The following is an 18321-nucleotide window of genomic DNA, read 5'->3' as shown; positions in this document are numbered from 1 at the left end:
CAATCATTCCATATCGTTCCACTTAATCTACGAATATCGAATAATTTCCCAATCGTTGTATAACTAGCACGAAACGGAGTTTTTAAGGTTCGATACACGTTTCCACCTCCCAACATTTGGTATATATCCATTATAACAAACAGAACATTTGTTTGTATATAGATTTAAATGCTTTTAGGGAAAAATTTCCTGGATACAAAGTAGGGAAGGTCGAAAATCGAAGAATACAGAGAGCAGGCTTTACAGGGACAAGCGTAGCCATTACATCACGTATCCTAGTGAGTCATACAAATAGATCAATCTGAAAGGTTGCGAGTTTCCCTATCATTATAATCATTGGCAATAGGTCGAGAATCTTTAGGCTATCGCCTAACCGAAATTCATCTCCCACCTCACTATCGTTCCTTGAGGATGGGAGACTTCTTTCGGAAATCCGTTAAAAAATACGTTTTTTCCATTGGTGATATTTTTACCAAAGTCTGTATAAAACGGAGGAAAACACATAAAAGAGGAATCAACCTTATTACCTGTCAGTTCAGTAAAAATCTCTACTATTTCTTCTCTTGAATGATAGGATGTATTCAATTCCATCGTAATCTTTTGGGCTTCATAACTACATTCTGTTAATAGCCCATGTAATTCTTTATCCTCACCTGAAATGGGATTCCCTTTCTTACAAAACTCTATAAATTCTTTCATGTCCATCTTTTCTATCACCTATCTTTTTTTGCTGCTAATAATGTTACCAATCGATTCGATTTCCATCCCTAAAGAATTCTCCGTTAGGTCCTTCAGGTCCGATTGTCGCTAACCAAAGGATCGATTTTGCAGCTTGCTCCGGAGTTCTTGGGGCAGATGGTCCACCCATATCCGAGCTTACCCATCCCGGGTCGACTGCATTTATTTTGATATCACCTTTGACTTCTGCTGCTACCAATCGTGTCAATCCATTTAGGGCAAGCTTTGACAATTTATATGCGCCAACACCTGGATCGGACATTTCGCTTAACGCTCCATATTCTGAGGAAACATTAATTATTCTTCCATAACCTTGTTTTTCCATGATAGGCATAAAGGAACGAAGACAATAATATGCGCCGAAGAAATTCGTTGCCATCGTTATCTCCAGAATTGAAGGGTCCATAGCCACTACCTTTTTGTTCTCATCCAAATACACGCCAGCATTATTAATCAATACGTCTAATCTTCCATACAGCTCTTTTACTATAATTGCAGCTTGACGAATGCTTTCTGGATTATCTACATCCATGACCACAAACGAAACGTCCAGATTTGACTTCATAAGTTCTTGTGTAGCTTCATGACCCGTCTCGGGATGCCGACTTGTCAAAATAACCTTAAAATCTTTCAAAGCCAATTGTTTGACCAGCTCATATCCAATTCCTCGATTCCCTCCGGTGACAAGGGCAACTTTTTTATCCTTTGACATTTACAACCTCCATTATTCGGCTACTCATTTTGATTTAAAGCAGATTTTCCCACCCTAGAAATTTAACAAAAGAAAAGGGTACATGGAACACAAATTAAGTAATGTTTATTAACCCCGCATTATTATTGGCATTCTATATGATTAAGTATAAAGGCTAGAGTCAACTCTAGTTCAAGGAGCATATTTGAGAAAAATAATTGATCTATTTTCATTAGCTTGTAGTTTTTTCTAGATTGTAAGTCAAATTGAAATAAGTTCATGAAGTATCCCTGATAATAATTAGGTTTGTGGCAGTAAAATACAAATAGAGCCACCTATCCTTCAGATCTACAGTGAAGGACAGGGAGCTTATGTTCATTAAAAATTAGGGTACTTTTCATTCCATCAAACTTCAGTGGACACTGCAGTCTTCTCCAACATTTTTATCATGTGATAAATGAGTCTGTTATTTGGAACAGGTATGTTATATTGTTCTGCTTTCTTTACAATCGCACCATTTAAATAGTCAATCTCTGTTTTTCTTCCATTTTGAATATCCTGCAGCATGGACGGAAGATGGTGACCAGACATTGCAGGATCAAAGACGCTAAAGATCATGTCCATCACTTCATCACGATCTAATCTCACTTTTTCCGCCTGAGCCACTAACAAAATCTCATCTATAATAACAGAAACTACTTCTTTAATATTTTTATAGCTTCCTACAAATGCGACTGTATTATTGGCTAGAGTACAAAGTGGATTTAAAGCTGCATTAAAGGCTACTTTTGTCCAAATGCTTGTAAAAACATCTGCAGATAACTTTGGATTGAGATTCGCATCATTAAAAACGTCAACAATCCTTATTAAGTCCGTCGACATGTTCCCATCAACACTCATCATATGGGTATCTCCAGAACCTAAAGCTTGAATCTTTCCGGGTCCTATTAACTCGGCTGCATATGTAGTAACACCAGCAAGCAAACGGTTTTTAGGTACGTATTTTTCAATGACTTCAATATTTCCCAAACCATTTTGCAACGTTAATATATATGTGTAATCATTAATCAAATGCCGACAGCTTCTCATCACTTGTTCCGTTTGCATGGATTTGGAAAAAATGATAATAAGATCAAAGCCACCTTTACTTTCACTAAATAACGAAATTGGAATTTGGCTGTTAACTTCGCCGCTATCCAATACAACATGAAGACCTTTTTCTTGAATCGCTTTTACATGTTCCGGCCAACCATCCATTAATAATACCTCGTTACCCGCTTCATAAAGCATATAGCCAAAGCGGCTGCCCATGGCCCCTGCACCAGCAATTGCTATTTTCACTCTCACACCCCCATCTTATATAAAAACTGGACTTTTCATATAGTCTTTAACCTGATTAACAGAATTCTGAAAAAATCCTCTCTCTACAACATTCAAATCCCACTCCTGAACACCATGTATCCCTTCATTACTAATCGTGATTGGAACACCAATACTAACATCCGATACTCCGTATTCTCCCTCCAATACTGCAGACCCAATAAATTCAGAAGGAGTTGGATCGAGTAGCTTTGTTACTAATTCCCCCATTCCGTTAGCTGTTGTCCATCCTGTCGTTCGGTTTATATTTAGTTGATTAAATTGAATAAACCATCCTTGTATTTGTTCTTTTATTTGTCCAATCTGATCCATGCTCATCTTTATCGGCAATCCATTTATTTTTAGATGACTAAATAAGAGGACTTGCGATTCTCCATGCTCACCAATCACAGGACTAAATACTTGATCCCTAGCGGATAGCTGCATTGTCTTTCTAATCGCCCATTCGAAACGAAGAGAATCATTTCTTGTAAACCCAATTAACTGTTGTTTTCTAAATCCAAATTTCCTATATAAATAATAATTTAATAAATCAACAGGGTTTGATGCTGTCACAATCAATGCATCTGGTGCGTGTTTTTTTATTTCAGCGCCAAGGTCATGAAACAATTTCAAGTTCCCTTCCAAAAAAACATTTCTTGATGTTATATCATTTCGATTAGGAATTCCCGCTGTAATAATAATGATATCGGAACGCTTCAAGTCATTGTACGTACCCTCGTAAATCTTCTTTGCAGGAAAAGCATTTTGAAAATCCATCACATGGTTCAATAATAAATTCCGATTTTTATCAATCAAACAAATTTCATCAATATTTTGATGGTTGGATAACTGATAGGCGATGGCTGTTCCAAGTGTGCCAGCCCCGCCTATTATAGATATTTTACTCAATTGATCACCAGCCTTTAAGAAAAGTTTTTTCATTGTTCAACAAGGAATAAGGTTAACCCTGGAATATACGTAATAATAATTAGCGCGACAATTAACCCTACTATTGGTAATGCTGCTCGCTTTGCCACTCTCATTAACGGTACTTTTGCAATATTGGACGAAATTAACAGGGTTCCGCCAAATGGAGGTGTCACCATTCCTATTGCTGTATTGACAACAATAATTACCCCGAATAAAACAGGGTCAATCCCTAATTGGGTGATAACCGGTAAGAACAATGGAACAACAATAACGATAATTGCAATCGTATCCAAAAATGCTCCTGCTACTAATAGGATTAAGTTGATAATCAGTAGAACAATAACTGGGTTTTCAGATAAAGTTAATAAGTTTGATACAAGTGATTCCGGAATTTTCTCATATGCCAAAACATAAGCAAAAAGGTTCGCGTTAGCAATAATAAACATGATCGTAGCTGTTTGAATCGCAGAATCATAAAAGATTTTCCATAAATCTTTTACTTTCATTTCTTTGTAAATAAAGAGTCCAACGATGGTAGCATAAAAAACTGCTACAACCGCAGATTCAGTCGGAGTAAAGATTCCAGCAAATACCCCGCCGATTAAAATAAATGGAGTTCCTAAAGCCCATAATGAGCGTTTAAATGCTTGAGCAAAATCTTTTAATTGGAATGGTTCGCCGCTGCCTTTGTAGCCTTTTTTCTTTGACACAATATAGACAGTTGTCATAAGAATAGTTCCTACAATAATACCTGCGGGAATACCGGCCATATACAAATCGGAAATCGACGTTCCTGATAAACTTCCATAAAGAATGAATAGGATACTTGGAGGAATGATGACACCCATTGGACTAGCAGAAGCCACAATTGCAGTAGCAAAGTTTTTATCATAGCCTTTTTGGACCATGGCTGGGATCATAAGCGTACCGAGCGCTGCGGCAGTCGCAATTGAGCTTCCGGCAATTGCAGCGAAAAACATGCAGCCAATAATCGTTACCATACCAAGCCCGCCGGTTCTACGACCGACCATTGAATTGGCTAAATCCAAAATTCGCTGAGCAAGCCCGCCTGTCAGCATCAAATTACCGGCTAAAATAAAGAACGGGATGGCCATCAATGAAGATACATCAACACCTGAATAAATTCTTTGGATCATTACCATAGGTGGGATATCAGCAAATAAAATATATAGCATGGACGAAATTCCAATTGTGACAGCCATCGGAACTCCTAATAAGAACAATAAAATAGTCGTGACAAAAAATAGAGTAACCACTAAATTCCCACCCCTTTATGTTCTATTTCTTCTATCTCATTGTCATTTTGCTTGCTTCCAGCTTCTTTTTTCCTGATTTTCGCCACAATATGAACCATCATTAAAATAGCGGTAATTGGAAAAACAGAATATATAATTCCCATTGAAATTCTCAAATTGGGTGAGATTTGTGCTTGTACGACTTCAAGTGCATCTAAACCATAAATAAGGACAATTACACTATAGGCAAACATGACAATATCTTGAATTGGCCTTAACCATTTGGCAGCTGCAGGCCACAAGTCTTCAAAAATAGAAACGGTAATATGACTTCGATCCCTAGTAGCGATCGCTGCTCCTAGAAAAATTAGCGCAATCATTAAAAATCGTGATAATTCATCTGTCCATACGACTCCTGATTGAAACACGTATCGGGCAATAAACTGTGCAAAAAGAGCAACTGTCATAACGATTAAACTGAGCGAAATAAAACTTCGTGTAATTACATCAAGGATAAAACTAATTCGATTTAATAGTTTCATTGTTTCATTAACCTCTTTTCGCTACAGACTTTTCAAGTTGATAACGGGACGAATTCAACAAGGATGATAATTACCGCATTACGTTAACTTTCTCACTTAATGAATTAATCCTTGAGGGTCAAACCCCCTTACAAGACCGCCCCGTTATCAATTTAAGTAGGAATGGTGTTTCTTTATTTTGCCAATCCTTGAATTTCCTTCACTAAATCATCACCATAATTTTTCTTCCAATAATCGTAAACACCGTCAACTTCTTTTTTGAATAATGCTCTATCTACCTCATTAAGCTTCATGCCTTTTTCTTCTAATTTAACTTGATACTCTTTTTCATTCTTCTCATTTTGAATATTCACATCAACCATTGCTTCTTCTCCAGCCTCTAATACAATTTTTTGTACATCTTTTGGAAGCTGGTCAAATAGTTTTGAACTTGCCATTAGGTAACCGAATACAAAATTGATATTCGTTTTTGATACATATTTTTGTACTTCATCTACTTTTTCTTCATAAATAATGTCAATAGAGTTTTCCTGAGCATCAATCGCACCTTGTTCCAATGCAGTGTACGTATCAGCCCAGTTCATACTTTGGACATTTGCCCCGAAAGCTTTATATGTTTCAACATAAACAGGGCTTTCAATCACACGGATTTTAAGATCTTTTAGATCACTTGGCTTTTCAATTGGTGCCTTCGAATTTGTTACAGAACGATATCCTCTTGGCATTAATGAGATCGTTTTTAAGCCAGCTGTTTCTGAAAGGGCTTTAAATTCATCGGCTTCATCAGAATCAATAAATGATTTTACATGCTCCCAATCTTTAAAGAGAAAAGGAAGATCTAGAATCGCCGTTTCCGGAACAAACCCTGCCACTGGAGGTCCTGAGACAACCGCAAAATCAAGGGTTCCAAATTGCATTTGCTCTAATAGTTCACGGTCAGTACCTAGTTTTCTAAACGGATATATCTCTATCTTTACTTTTCCATTTGTTCTTTCTTCTACTAACTCTTTAAATTTCACTGATGCAAAATGATAGTTTGTTGTTTCTGGTGACTGGTGTCCAAGCTTTAATGTAATAACATCACCATCGGATCCACCACTAGCGGAAGAAGATTTGGCTTCGGAAGAAGACTTCTCTCCACCACATGCGGATAGGAGCACTAAGCTAATGAGAAGCATAATTGACAACATAAATTTTGAGTATTTTTTCAACATAACAACCCCCTTGAATGTATGATTTCATTTTAATGGATGTGACTAGAAGAAATACGGTTGTATTTCTTCTAGTTAGAACATTCCGAATATTTTTTAAAATGGATACTTTCTATCCTTCTCTTGAATGGATATCCATTTCGCAACTGTGAACTCTTCAACAATCCATGGATTTCCAAACCTGCCCAAACCGCTTGACTTATTTCCGCCAAAAGGTATATTTGGACTATCGTTCACCGTTTGATCATTAATATGTGTCATACCACTATCAATCTGCAAAGCTAGCTCTTCTCCTTTTTCTAAGTTGCTTGTAAAAATGGCAGAACTTAATCCATATTCTGTATCATTTGCCAAATCAATCGCTTCTTGATCTGTTCTTGCTTTAATAATGGTTGCGATTGGCGCGAATACTTCTGTTTGAGCTAGTTTACTAGAATTATCCACATCGACAAATACATAAGGAGTCAGTACATTCCCTTCGCGTCTTCCTTCTAGTGGCATTTTGATGCCTTCTTTTTTAGCTTCTTCGATGACATTTAATGCTTTTTGCATTTGTCGTTCATTAATAATTGGCCCAATAATCGTGTTTGGATCTTTTGGATCTCCACATGGCACTTGCTTCGCTCTCTCGACAAATTTTTGGACAAATTCATCATATACATCTTGATGAACAATCATTCGATTTATAATCATGCAGATTTGCCCTTGATGAATGAATTTCCCAAAAATAGCAGCGTTGACAGCTTGGTCTACATCAGCATCCGAAAGGACGACAAATGGACTGTTTCCGCCTAATTCAAGTGCCACTCTCTTTAAATTACGGCCGGCGATTTCGCCAATATGTTTGCCAACAGCTGTTGAGCCTGTGAAACTAATTAATGAGGAATGCTTATTTGTTAACATTTCATCACCAATTTCATTGATGTCTGTCAGAACAACATTAAAGACACCTTTAGGAAGACCCGCTTCTTCAAATGCTTTGGCTAAAATGGAGCCTCCAGACATTCCTACTTGAATATCCGGTTTATGCACCACACTATTGCCTAATGCAATGGCAGGTGCGATTGTTCTCATGGATAGATTGACAGGGAAATTAAATGGTGAGATAGAAGCAATAACCCCAATAGGGAGTTTATACACATGATTGACTTTATCCTCCACCATTGATGGGATTTCCTTCACTTTGTATATCACGTCTGTAAATTTAAGTGCTTCTTCCATTACCTCAATTGCCAGATGTACTTCTACATTAGCCTTTAGTAAAGAACCGCCAGTTTCTTGGCTTACAATAGAAACGATTTCCTCGCGATTCTCATTTAAATACTGAATCGCTTTTTTGATTACGCTCTTTCTTTCCTCTGCCGTTGATTTTGCCCACCTTTTTTGTGCCTCTTTCGCTATTTCAAAGGTTTCCCTTACTTGTTCCACAGTTGCCAGACGGACAGTTGTTAAAACAGAACCATCATATGGATTGACGACTTCATACGTAGTTTGACTTTTTCCTTCCACCCATTTACCGTTGATATAACTTTTATTGAGTGAGTTTAAAGATAATAGGCTAGATTCAAGATTGATTGACATGAACAGCACTCCTTTTTCACTTTTATTGGATGTATGGACTGATAAAAATCCTTATTTAATCGTATTGAGCACCTTTTCCGCTATTTCTATTTCTTTATTGATTGCTGGTAAATACACGTCCAATACTGCAGACCGTCCTTCTTTTACAGCAGTAAGAGCTTTACGTAAAGCACCTTTTATTTCACTAGGATCTTTAACGGTTTGTGCATAAGCGCCCCCAGCACTTTCTGCAATTTTTGCTAAATCTGCAGGAGGATCAAAATCATTAAAGAATGTATTCATTTCATTCGCAACACCGTCAGGGTGTACACCTAAAGTTGATAGTTTCGGTGATTTCCAGCCGCGGTTATTGTAAATAACAGTTAAGAATGGTGCATTATATTTACGAGACATCCAATGGACAGTAGATGGGACACTGAAAAGATAAGAACCATCACCCGTTAGATTAATAACAGTCTTGTCTTTTGCTGCTAGTTTTGCCCCGATAGCAGCACCTCCGTTCCACCCTAACGATCCGGCTCCACTTCCAATCATCATACCAGGTTGATTTGCTTTTATATGCCTGTAAATTGTTTCATAGTTGGAGATCCCTTCATTGATAATAATCGTTTCATCATCGATGATTTCTCTTATACATGCAGTTAAATATTCTGGTGTAATAATATCCTCCCGATATTGCTCATTACGCTCCCATTGTTCTCGTTGGTGCTTATGAACTTTTGTAATTCTATCTCTTCTTTCTTCAATGCTAATTTCATCCACTTTTACATTTCTCAAAAACTCATTTATTTGTTGCAATGCTGTTTTCGCATCCGCTGCAAAATGTTGTTTGGCCGGGATATACCATAACGGCATTTGTTCTTTTAATGGGTCAATATCAATATGATAAATGATGCAATCTTTTGCAGGACGATTGTGTACAGCAATCCAAGGAATATCACTATCTAATACAAGGAGCACATCAGCTTGGGCCAATAATTCATTTTGTTCAGGACTATTCCACTGATACCCGCATTGCATCGGGTTAGTACTTGGAAAATTTATATAATTTGGTACAGATTCCAGCACAGGTATGGCCAACGTATTACATAATGTAACTAATTCTTCCACAGCCTTCTTATTTCGTCCTAAATAGGAAGTAACAACAAGTGGATGTTTCGCTTTTACTAAATCATATACAATGTCTTGGACACCTTGAGTTGGCAGAGCATTTGGTGCTGTTGGCTGCCAATGTTCCAGATTGATGTTAACAGGTACTGTATCCTCCTCCATTACTTCTCTTGGTCCCATTAAGTACACAGGTCCTTTTGGATCACTTTGAGCAATTTGCAACGCTCGGTGTACGAGCTGTTTCACATTTTTCCCCGTACGAATTTCATTGTCATACTTCGTGTAGCCACGTATAATACCTCTTTGATCGTGGACATCTTGAATCCAGTGGATAAATTCATTCCTACTTCCTAACAGTTCCCCCTCTTGTGTATACGGGGATGCTCCTGCAAAAATAAGTACAGGTACTCTGCCTTTTGCAGCATTATGTATCGCGCCGCCAAGATTTTGCGTTCCACACTCAACATGTACGAGAACTGCTTGCGGTTCTCCTGTTACTTGCGCATACCCATTAGCTGCACTTAGAGCAACCATCTCATGCGGGCTAGTAATGACTTCTGGAAAGTGACGATTTTCTTTCTTAGCCAAAGCAAGACTCTCTACTAACGCCGGGTGATCACTTCCCAAATTGGCAAAAATGTAAGAAACCCCCGCTTCTTGAAGCGCTTCTAAAAATGCAGTACTAGTTGTATAACTTTTTCCCAATATAATAACCGCCTTTCTGATTATAACAAATACGTTATTATTTTTTGATAATTCTTAATTATATGATTATTGTAAATTGTTATTGTTATTAGTACAATATCAATATATCTATAAGATTAATAGTCTGTATCTATTATGGAGGTAGTGTTTATTGGAATTACGCCTATTAGAATACTTTATAGCAGTATGCAATGAATTACATTTTACAAAAGCTTCTGAAAAACTAGGAATCAGCCAGCCAACCTTGAGTCAACAAATTCAATTATTAGAGGGACGTATCGGTGCTCAATTATTTCTTCGCACGGGAAAAAAAATTCAAATTACAGATGAAGGAAGACTTCTTTTAGAGCATGCAAAGAGGATTTTTTCCGAATTGGATCAGGCTAAAATGGGAATTAGTCAGATGAAGGGATTACAACAAGGAAAATTAACAATCGGCTGTTCAGGAAATCATTTTCTTTACCCATCAATTATTTCATTTCATGAGCAATATCCCAAAATCGAATTATCTGTTCATGATGCAACTACGAAAAAAACGATTAAAAAGCTTTTAGAAAGAGAATTTGATCTTGGTTTGGTGTTTTTACCTGTAGAACATAGCCAAGTTGAATCTGTTCGTTTGTTTAATACAGAATTGTCCGTGGTTGTTTCAAAAAAACATCCATTTGCTGATAAGAAAACAATCGAATTGAAAGACCTGCAAACAAGCCGCCTCTTCCTTTTACAAAAAGAATATTTAATCAGACAAGATATTGAGCGATATTGTAAAGAAAGGGCGATTTTCATAAAACCTTTGGTCGAGCTCTCTGATATGGAATCGCTATTAGAAATGACCCTGATATATAACGGCGTCACCATCTTACCGACTACTTATTTAAATGTAACAAGTAAAAAAAACTTTCATATGATAAAAATTGCTGATCCGATCCCGAAACGGGATGTCGGAGTCATCTACCGTAAAGAATCTCAAATGTCAGCCGTCATTAAAGCTTTTATCCAACATTTATTAAAACTAAGGGAAGGTCAAAAATACGAATCCATATTATTACGTGAAAAAAAGGCACAATGAGAGGAATAAAGTGTACCCTTTGTAAAGGACATTTTAATAAGCCACCTGTCCTTCAGGTCTATAACGAAGGACAGGTGGCTTATATTCATTAGAAATTTACTATTTTAACGTTTTTATGAATTTCTTCTGTTCCTGCATCCAATGCAGTCATGTAATAGTTGCATTTATGATTGATGAGCTCCATGGTCTTCTTTAGTTCTTCCAACTGTGATTCTACAGCAACTTTTCGCTCTAAGAACATGTCATATCTTTGCTGCAAGGTTGAATCACCCTCAGAACACCATGCAATGAAATTTTTAATTTCCTTAATAGGCATTCCGGTAGATTTTAGACATTGAATGACTTTTAATGCTTCAATATCAGATTCTTTAAATAATCGTATTCCACTAGGAGTACGTTCTACAAAAGGTAATAGGCCCTCTTTGTCGTAGTAACGTATGGTATATACTGTGACATTTAATTTTTTTGCCACTTCGCTGATCGAATAGGTCATGTTCATGATTCTCCTCTCCTTGTGATATAGACTTAGAGTTAACTCTATATTTTGGTTGCATACTATCATGCTGATATGCTAAATGTCAAAATCATTTTATGGGTTTGTATTGTATTTTTATATTAACTTATCACTTGACCTAGAGTTAACTAGAGGGATTATTCTAGTTTCACAAGAGAAAAATGGAGCAATGAATGCAAGGGAATTTCAACATTTATACCTCTTATAAGTCAATTCTCTTGAAAAATCAAATTATTGGAGGTTTAAACAAATGATAACTGCTAAAGCAAGAGCTGTCGACGGTCCAGATAAACCGTTTCGAGCGGCTGAAATTAAACGACGCGATCTTGATTCTCATGATGTTCTAATTGAAATTAAATATGCTGGCATCTGCCATTCTGATATCCATACTGCTCACGGCGAATGGGGTCCTGTGAATTATCCACTCGTACCTGGACACGAAATTGCGGGCATGGTCACGGAAGTAGGAGCAGAGGTAACAAAGTACAAAATCGGTGACCGAGTAGGTGTCGGATGTATGGTTGACTCCTGCGGAGAGTGTGAGAACTGCCGTAAAGGAGAAGAACAATATTGTCTCAAAGGAAATATCCCTACATACGCTGGTGTTGACAAATACGGTGAGCCTACCCAAGGCGGCTATTCTACCCACATTGTTGTACAGGAAGATTTCGTTCTCAGAATTCCTAATAGCATCGAACTTGATGCTGCAGCACCGTTACTTTGTGCAGGTATTACAACCTATTCTCCACTCAATCATTGGGGAGCCGGCCCAGATAAGAAAGTAGCTATTATTGGTATGGGCGGTCTTGGACATATGGCTGTCCAAATTGCACATAGCATGGGTGCAAAGGTCACTGTTCTGTCACAATCATTGAAGAAAAAGGACGATGGCTTGCAATTAGGCGCAGACTACTATTATGCCACAAGTGACCCAGAAACATTCGAAAAGCTTGCCGGAAGCTTTGACTTAATTATTAATACAGTAAGTGCAAAAATCGATATTAGTGCTTACCTCTCATTGTTAACACTTGATGGAACTCTAGTAAATGTTGGTGCGCCTGCAGAGCCATTATCAATAAATGTGTTCTCTCTCATCGGTCATCGACGTTCCTTTGCCGGTTCAATGATTGGAGGCATCCGTGAAACTCAGGAGATGTTAGATTTCTGTGCAAAACATAACATCGTTCCTAAGATTGAAGTCATTTCAGCTGACCAAATTGACGAAGCCTACGAACGTGTTTTAGCTTCCGATGTGAAGTATCGATTCGTGATTGACATTAGCACAATGTAAGTTGTTTACATGATAGATTTTAATGGCTATTTTAGAGACACCATTCAATACAACTAAATTTTTAAAAACCGAATTTCCTGATTGGAAATCGGTTTTTTTTACGTGTTAAAGCATATTAAATATCCTATCCTTCTGGAGTTATTAATTGTATTAGGGCTATCCCTTTCTAAGGATGCAGTTATGCGTTTCATTTATCAAAATGGGTTACTTATGTACACTTTACCGTTTTATTCCTTTGTACCTTTCGCCAGTGATTTTCTATCAATTGCTTCAGGTTGTTTTTCTAACCATCCGTGTTTCACCAAAATTTTGTAACAGAAAACACCCGCTTCCATCGCATGATTAGAGACCTTCTTGTAGTTGAGAATGATATCTGATCTTAGACTAGATCCTATCGCTGCTCCGTAATAAGAAAGAGCCGCATTAACTAAAAACGCTGCGTGAAACATCATCAATTTGTCTGAAAATGGACTTACCTTGGAATCCGTAATTTCTGCATCCCACCTCTCAGGGATTGGTAAATTATCCTGTTGTAGGATTGCGTCAAAGCTTTCAGCGTCTTTCCCCGCCAATTTAACGTTTTTTACCATAAAGTCACGAACCTCTTCCAGCTCTGCCACCTGGCTAAAAGCTATACTTAACGATCGGATAAATCCGGTTTTCCTGGAATTAAAGAAGAGGTTACTGATTTCGGAAATATTGAGCGGCCTTTTGTCCCCTATTAAATTGGATATAATTCCGGTTGAATCCATAAATTCTACCTCATTAGGTGAAGAAACAGTGGGCACACTCGAGAAATACGATTTAGTTTTAGCCAAAGATATGATGTTTTTGTACAAGTCCTTTGAATTTGCTACACATTCAAAATAAAAATGTTGAATGTCTTCTCTTTCAGCATTTGTAATAGCTAAGCTATAAGAGGTTAACCCATGGATAGTCATAATATAAGAATAAAAAAGTAAAAATTGGTCCGAAAACAGACGTGGGGCTTTAAGGTTCACATCATTCTTTGTAAATCCAATTGGGATTTGGTAATGAGCATCTTTCAAAAATGCGGTGATTTTTATCATATGATTTTCTGCTAATTGTAAGGAAAATTGTAAGATAGACTTTATCTCCTCATTTTCTACAATTTTTAGAAAATATTTATATATACAGATTGCCATACTATCGCCCATATACTGAAGCCAAAGTGCGGATACCTCTGCAGCCGTTAAGGTTTTTTTCTTTGTTTTTTTAAAAATCCCCAAAAGAACCCCTCCAAGTTTTGTTTAACTCTAGTTCCGCCTTATTTTATGATATTTGTTATGAAGTATTCAGATTTGTCAAAGCTAGTTCTACAATCTTCCCCACCTAAAATGTATCCGCCGTTGAAGAAGGGGGCCATTTTACATAGGTTCTTCTTTAACTAAACCAACGTTTAATTAGACTACTTTATAATCTCTATTTATATAGGATAGTCGTAACAATTTTGGAGAAAATAAACAAAAACATTCAAAATGGTGAGACCAATGGCTAATTTTTTCAAATTTGAAAAAGGCAAACTTAAGAAAAACCACTCAAAAAATCACTTAAGTGATAAAAGTAAAGAACAAGAAAAAGATAATCAAAAAAATAATCACGTCGAAGACTGGGAAAAGGAACTCGCCAAATCAAAAGACTATAAAAAAACTTTTTATTTCAATCAGAAGTCTGGAAAAAAGTTCATTTTTACCTTTATCTCTACACTTGTTGATGAAAAGATTCTGGACAATAATATCCTTCCCTCTTTACTTGAGGATGAATTTCACAAAATAGATGATGTTAAAAAAATTCTGCCAGTTGACAATGTAGTGATATCAAGCAACACAGATGATATCTCAAAAAAGTTGCTTGAAGGATATATTATGCTGACCATTGATGGAGATACAAGTGAGTTTGCCTTCATCGCCTCACAGAAACAAGTTGCCCGATCGGTTACGTCCCCTGAAATTGAATTTAGCGTTGTCGGTCCAAAAGTGGCATTTGTCGAATCCATAGAGCAAAACATGAATATGATTAGAAGGCGTTTACCGGTTAAGGAACTAATAGCTGAAGAATTCATGGTCGGTAAATTATCACAAACGAATGTAATGGTTCTATATATTGAGGGGATTACAAACAAAGAAATTATTAACACCGTCAAACAACGAATAGACGACATCGAAAAGGATGAAATCGCTGATAGTTCATATTTTACACAGATTATCTCAGACAATGGAAATTCTCCTTTTCCGCAGCTGCTAGATACGGAAAGACCTGACCGTGTGGCAGCCAGCCTGGCTGAAGGAAAAATTGTGATTTTAGTCGATGGTTCGCCCCATGCATTAATCGGACCAACCTCATTGACGGAGTTTTTCAACTCATTCGAGGATTATTTCCTTAACTGGATTTTAGCTTCCTTTATCAGGATGATTCGTTTATTTGCGGTAATTTTTTCAATCATGATTACACCTATGTATGTAGCCTTAACTAGTTATCACTACGAATTGATTCCAAAGGACTTATTAAGTACTTTAATCATTTCAAGACGCGTCGTTCCTTTCCCGCCCATTCTTGAAGCACTGTTTTTAGAAATAACCATTGAGCTTCTAAGGGAAGCAGGGGCAAGGCTGCCTACTAAAGTCGGACAAACAATCGGTATCGTGGGCGGTATTGTCATAGGAACAGCATCCGTGGAAGCTGGACTTACAAGCAATGTTCTTTTAATCTTTATCGCACTCTCAGCATTGGCATCCTTTACAACACCCGTATACCAGATGAGTAACACCATCCGGTTATTGCGATTTCCATTTCTTATAATGGCCGATAAATGGGGATTACTCGGGATAACGATAGCCTTATGTTTTTTACTTATCCATTTACTACGCCTTACCTCTTTGGGATTTCCATTTATGGAACCGATTTTCCCATTAAGAATTCGTGACTTTAGGGATGCCCTATTTCGACTACCATTTAAAAGTCAAGCCAATCGACCACAATTCTTGAGAACCGACGATTCTAACCGGTTTAGCAGAGAAAAGGCCTCTAGAAAGAAAGATATTGATGAATAATTTCGGAAAAGGGTGAAAGAAATGTTGCAGGGATCCGTTCAAGAGAGAATGCAAATTTCACCGTATATGGCTGCTTATGTCATCGTTGCCATGCAAACAGGAATGGGAGTCCTAGGTTTTCAACAAATCATTGTGAAAGATGCTGGATATGATGCCTGGATTTCCGTTGTTGGCGCAGGACTTACTGTCCATATTCTTGTTTGGATCATGTATAAAATTTGCGAAGCCGTAGATGGAGATGTCTTATATGCTAATGTCTATTTATTTGGAAAAGTAATCGGCAATAGTGTCAATACTCTGTTTATTTTCTATTATATTCTAGCTTGTCTTGGATCACTGGGCGGTCTGATTGAAATTATTCGTACATGGATGTTTATTGATTTAAACCCATTTGTGTTTGCTGCCATCTATTTACTAGCAGGGATTTATATTGTTTATGGCGGGTTTAGAACAGTAGCGGGAATTTCCTTTTTAGGGCTTATCATTCCCTCCTATTTGTTGTTATCCTTTTTAATTCCCTTAAAGTATGGAGATTTTTCAAATTTGCTCCCTGTTTTAGACCATACTCCAATGGAATTATTAAAAAGCGGTTACAATATGACCTTTACCTTTCTTGGTTATGGCATTTTACTATTTTTTTATCCTTTCATAAAGAACCCAAAACAGTCAAAAAAATGGGTTCATCTCGGGCTTTTAGGCAATACCTGTATTTATACCGCTTTGGCCATCATCAGTTTTGCCTATTTTCCTATTGGTTTGCTTGAGAAATCCATTTGGCCAACATTAGAGATGTGGAAAATCGTTAGGTTGCCTTTTATTGAAAGATTTGAGTACCTAGGAATTGCGAATTGGGCGCTAATCATGCTGCCAAATGTTGCGATTTCTTTATGGATTGCCAGTCGAGTAGCTAAACGAGTGTATCAATTCAATCAACGAAAAACAGTCATTATCATCGCGTTTGTGTGTCTGATTTTTGTGTCATTTTTACAATCAAGAGATAAGATGAATCTACTTTTTGATTTTCATTCAAAAGTTGGCTTTGCTTTAGCTTATTTGTATACTCCCATTCTCTATGTAGGACTGCTGATAAAAAAGAAGGTGAAAACAAAATGAAGAAGTTTCGCTTCATCATAACCTTATGCTTATGCAGCTTGTTCTTGGCTGGAAACGTCCAAAAAAGAGTCATTGATGATGTGAATATTGCTACCGGCTTCGGTATGGATAAGAGTAATGGCCAATTACATGGAAGTATAATGATCCCCGTATTTAAGGCAGACAAGTCCATTGAAAATTTCACGTTTACGGCCAATGGAAAAATCCCAAGAGACTTGGTATCTGAAATGCAGAAAAAAGCTTCCCAACCGATTGTTGGTGGAAGCCTCGATATCGCTTTATTTGGCAAAGACTTAGCACGTGAGGGGATCATCCAAGTACTTGATGTTTTCCTTCGTGATCCGACCATAGGAGCAAGGCTGAATTTAGCCGTAGTAGATGGAAAAGTAGATGACATTTTCAAAGGTAATTACGGCGATCGTGGGAATCATGAATACCTTAGACAACTATTAGAACAGAATATGAAAATACATAATTTACCTAAATCAAATCTCCATTTCTTTTTAGCCGACTTTTACGAGGAAGGGAAAGATGCTTATTTACCTCTGCTAAAGAAAACACAGCAGGATTTAGTTAATATAGCAGGAATCGCACTTTTTAAAGATGAAAAACTTGTCGACGTTCTCCATGAGAATAAACTGTTTTATTTTAAGCTCCTTGTTGATAAACATACAGAAGGTTCAGTTATGGTAAAAGAGGTGCACGGAGACGCCTCAGTCAAAAGCATTAAATCTACGCATAATCTTAAAATAATCAAAAGGAATCCTTATAAATTTGGATTCCATATAAAAATAAAAGGGTACCTTACTGAGCATCAAGACGGAATCCTTAAAGAGAACGAAATAAAGGATATTGAAAAACAATTAGAAAAACAAATTGTCAAGGAATGCACCATGATGGTCGAAGATTTTCAAAAAAAAGAAATCGACCCCATTGGCTTTGGCCACTTTGCCCAAACTAGAACGCGTAATTTTGATTTTAACAAATGGCAAGAAAACTATAAAAGTGCTCAATTTAAGATTACCGCAGATGTAAACATCGTTCAAATTGGAGTTGTCAAATAGAGAACTGACTAATCGATGAGGAGGGTACTATTGGTTTATTATTACCTCTTGTTCGGTTCTCTAGAATGAGTTT

16 protein-coding genes are annotated in these 18321 nt (G+C 37.1%); 5 read left to right on the top strand and 11 right to left on the bottom strand.

The genetic code is table 11. The features are described from left to right. Positions 1-369: 369 nt before the first annotated feature. The 9 genes from F4V44_RS13470 to F4V44_RS13430 all read right to left on the bottom strand — a co-directional run bounded on the left by F4V44_RS13470 (position 370) and on the right by F4V44_RS13430 (position 10126). Positions 370-705, bottom strand: coding sequence for an LbetaH domain-containing protein (locus F4V44_RS13470; protein ID WP_223881890.1), 336 nt, complete (start codon positions 703-705; stop codon positions 370-372). Between the two features lie 37 nt (positions 706-742). Next, on the bottom strand, positions 743-1450 hold the full coding sequence (locus F4V44_RS13465) for an SDR family NAD(P)-dependent oxidoreductase (protein WP_150440536.1): 708 nt from the start codon (positions 1448-1450) through the stop codon (positions 743-745). A 384-nt stretch (positions 1451-1834) separates the two neighbouring features. Then, positions 1835-2770 carry a ketopantoate reductase family protein gene (locus tag F4V44_RS13460; protein ID WP_150440535.1) on the bottom strand — a complete coding sequence of 312 codons (936 nt, stop codon included), beginning with the start codon at positions 2768-2770 and terminating at the stop codon, positions 1835-1837. Between the two features lie 15 nt (positions 2771-2785). After that, a complete protein-coding gene (locus F4V44_RS13455) occupies positions 2786-3700 on the bottom strand; it encodes a malate dehydrogenase (RefSeq protein WP_191090674.1) in 915 nt (304 codons plus the stop codon). A 29-nt stretch (positions 3701-3729) separates the two neighbouring features. Beyond that, entirely contained in the window at positions 3730-4998 is a 1269-nt protein-coding gene (locus F4V44_RS13450; RefSeq protein ID WP_223881889.1) for a TRAP transporter large permease, read from the bottom strand. Continuing rightward, positions 4998-5519: a TRAP transporter small permease gene (locus tag F4V44_RS13445; RefSeq protein WP_150440533.1), complete on the bottom strand. Its 522-nt coding sequence runs from the start codon at positions 5517-5519 to the stop codon at positions 4998-5000. Before F4V44_RS13445 ends, F4V44_RS13450 begins: the two co-directional genes overlap by 1 nt. Before the next feature lie 173 nt (positions 5520-5692). Next, positions 5693-6733, bottom strand: coding sequence for a TRAP transporter substrate-binding protein (locus F4V44_RS13440; RefSeq protein ID WP_150440532.1), 1041 nt, complete (start codon positions 6731-6733; stop codon positions 5693-5695). Between the two features lie 93 nt (positions 6734-6826). Then, entirely contained in the window at positions 6827-8311 is a 1485-nt protein-coding gene (locus F4V44_RS13435; protein WP_150440531.1) for an aldehyde dehydrogenase family protein, read from the bottom strand. Positions 8312-8362: 51 nt separating this feature from the next. After that, positions 8363-10126, bottom strand: a complete 1764-nt coding sequence (locus F4V44_RS13430) for a thiamine pyrophosphate-requiring protein (protein WP_150440530.1) — start codon at positions 10124-10126, stop codon at positions 8363-8365. Positions 10127-10277: 151 nt separating this feature from the next. Between F4V44_RS13430 and F4V44_RS13425 the strand changes: the two genes are divergently transcribed. Further along, positions 10278-11195, top strand: coding sequence for a LysR family transcriptional regulator (locus tag F4V44_RS13425; RefSeq protein WP_150440529.1), 918 nt, complete (start codon positions 10278-10280; stop codon positions 11193-11195). Between the two features lie 88 nt (positions 11196-11283). Here the strand turns inward: F4V44_RS13425 and F4V44_RS13420 are convergent, their stop codons facing one another. Further along, on the bottom strand, positions 11284-11688 hold the full coding sequence (locus tag F4V44_RS13420; protein WP_150440545.1) for a MerR family transcriptional regulator: 405 nt from the start codon (positions 11686-11688) through the stop codon (positions 11284-11286). A 271-nt stretch (positions 11689-11959) separates the two neighbouring features. Here F4V44_RS13420 and F4V44_RS13415 point away from each other — a divergent pair, with 271 nt between their 5' ends. Beyond that, complete coding sequence (locus tag F4V44_RS13415) at positions 11960-13000, top strand: NAD(P)-dependent alcohol dehydrogenase (protein ID WP_150440528.1); 1041 nt, start codon at positions 11960-11962, stop codon at positions 12998-13000. 227 nt (positions 13001-13227) lie between these two features. On the opposite strand, the gene F4V44_RS13410 is transcribed toward F4V44_RS13415, so the two are convergent. Then, complete coding sequence (locus tag F4V44_RS13410; protein WP_150440527.1) at positions 13228-14250, bottom strand: DUF3231 family protein; 1023 nt, start codon at positions 14248-14250, stop codon at positions 13228-13230. A 261-nt stretch (positions 14251-14511) separates the two neighbouring features. Here F4V44_RS13410 and F4V44_RS13405 point away from each other — a divergent pair, with 261 nt between their 5' ends. Genes F4V44_RS13405 through F4V44_RS13395 form a run of 3 tightly spaced genes read left to right on the top strand, consistent with a single transcriptional unit; the run spans position 14512 to position 18248 of the window. Beyond that, a complete protein-coding gene (locus F4V44_RS13405) occupies positions 14512-16071 on the top strand; it encodes a spore germination protein (protein WP_150440526.1) in 1560 nt (519 codons plus the stop codon). Between the two features lie 21 nt (positions 16072-16092). Then, on the top strand, positions 16093-17184 hold the full coding sequence (locus tag F4V44_RS13400; RefSeq protein ID WP_150440525.1) for a GerAB/ArcD/ProY family transporter: 1092 nt from the start codon (positions 16093-16095) through the stop codon (positions 17182-17184). Beyond that, positions 17181-18248: a Ger(x)C family spore germination protein gene (locus F4V44_RS13395; protein ID WP_150440524.1), complete on the top strand. Its 1068-nt coding sequence runs from the start codon at positions 17181-17183 to the stop codon at positions 18246-18248. The genes F4V44_RS13400 and F4V44_RS13395 overlap by 4 nt, the downstream gene beginning before the upstream one ends. Positions 18249-18321 lie beyond the last annotated feature (73 nt).

Origin of the sequence: Niallia endozanthoxylica, assembly GCF_008710145.1 — a bacterium.
GTDB classification, from domain to species: Bacteria; Bacillota; Bacilli; order Bacillales; family Cytobacillaceae; genus Bacillus_BD; species Bacillus_BD endozanthoxylica.
The sequence above is the reverse complement of the archived record's forward strand: the minus strand, read 5'-3'. Positions and strand labels throughout refer to the sequence as shown.

Coding starts and splice junctions, on each gene's coding strand:
- F4V44_RS13400 (WP_150440525.1), top strand. CDS start 16,093: ATGTTGCAGGGATCCGTTCAAGAGAGAATGCAAATTTCACCGTATATG.
- F4V44_RS13445 (WP_150440533.1), bottom strand. CDS start 5,519: ATGAAACTATTAAATCGAATTAGTTTTATCCTTGATGTAATTACACGA.
- F4V44_RS13470 (WP_223881890.1), bottom strand. CDS start 705: ATGGACATGAAAGAATTTATAGAGTTTTGTAAGAAAGGGAATCCCATT.
- F4V44_RS13395 (WP_150440524.1), top strand. CDS start 17,181: ATGAAGAAGTTTCGCTTCATCATAACCTTATGCTTATGCAGCTTGTTC.
- F4V44_RS13420 (WP_150440545.1), bottom strand. CDS start 11,688: ATGACCTATTCGATCAGCGAAGTGGCAAAAAAATTAAATGTCACAGTA.
- F4V44_RS13465 (WP_150440536.1), bottom strand. CDS start 1,450: ATGTCAAAGGATAAAAAAGTTGCCCTTGTCACCGGAGGGAATCGAGGA.
- F4V44_RS13435 (WP_150440531.1), bottom strand. CDS start 8,311: ATGTCAATCAATCTTGAATCTAGCCTATTATCTTTAAACTCACTCAAT.
- F4V44_RS13405 (WP_150440526.1), top strand. CDS start 14,512: ATGGCTAATTTTTTCAAATTTGAAAAAGGCAAACTTAAGAAAAACCAC.
- F4V44_RS13440 (WP_150440532.1), bottom strand. CDS start 6,733: ATGTTGAAAAAATACTCAAAATTTATGTTGTCAATTATGCTTCTCATT.
- F4V44_RS13415 (WP_150440528.1), top strand. CDS start 11,960: ATGATAACTGCTAAAGCAAGAGCTGTCGACGGTCCAGATAAACCGTTT.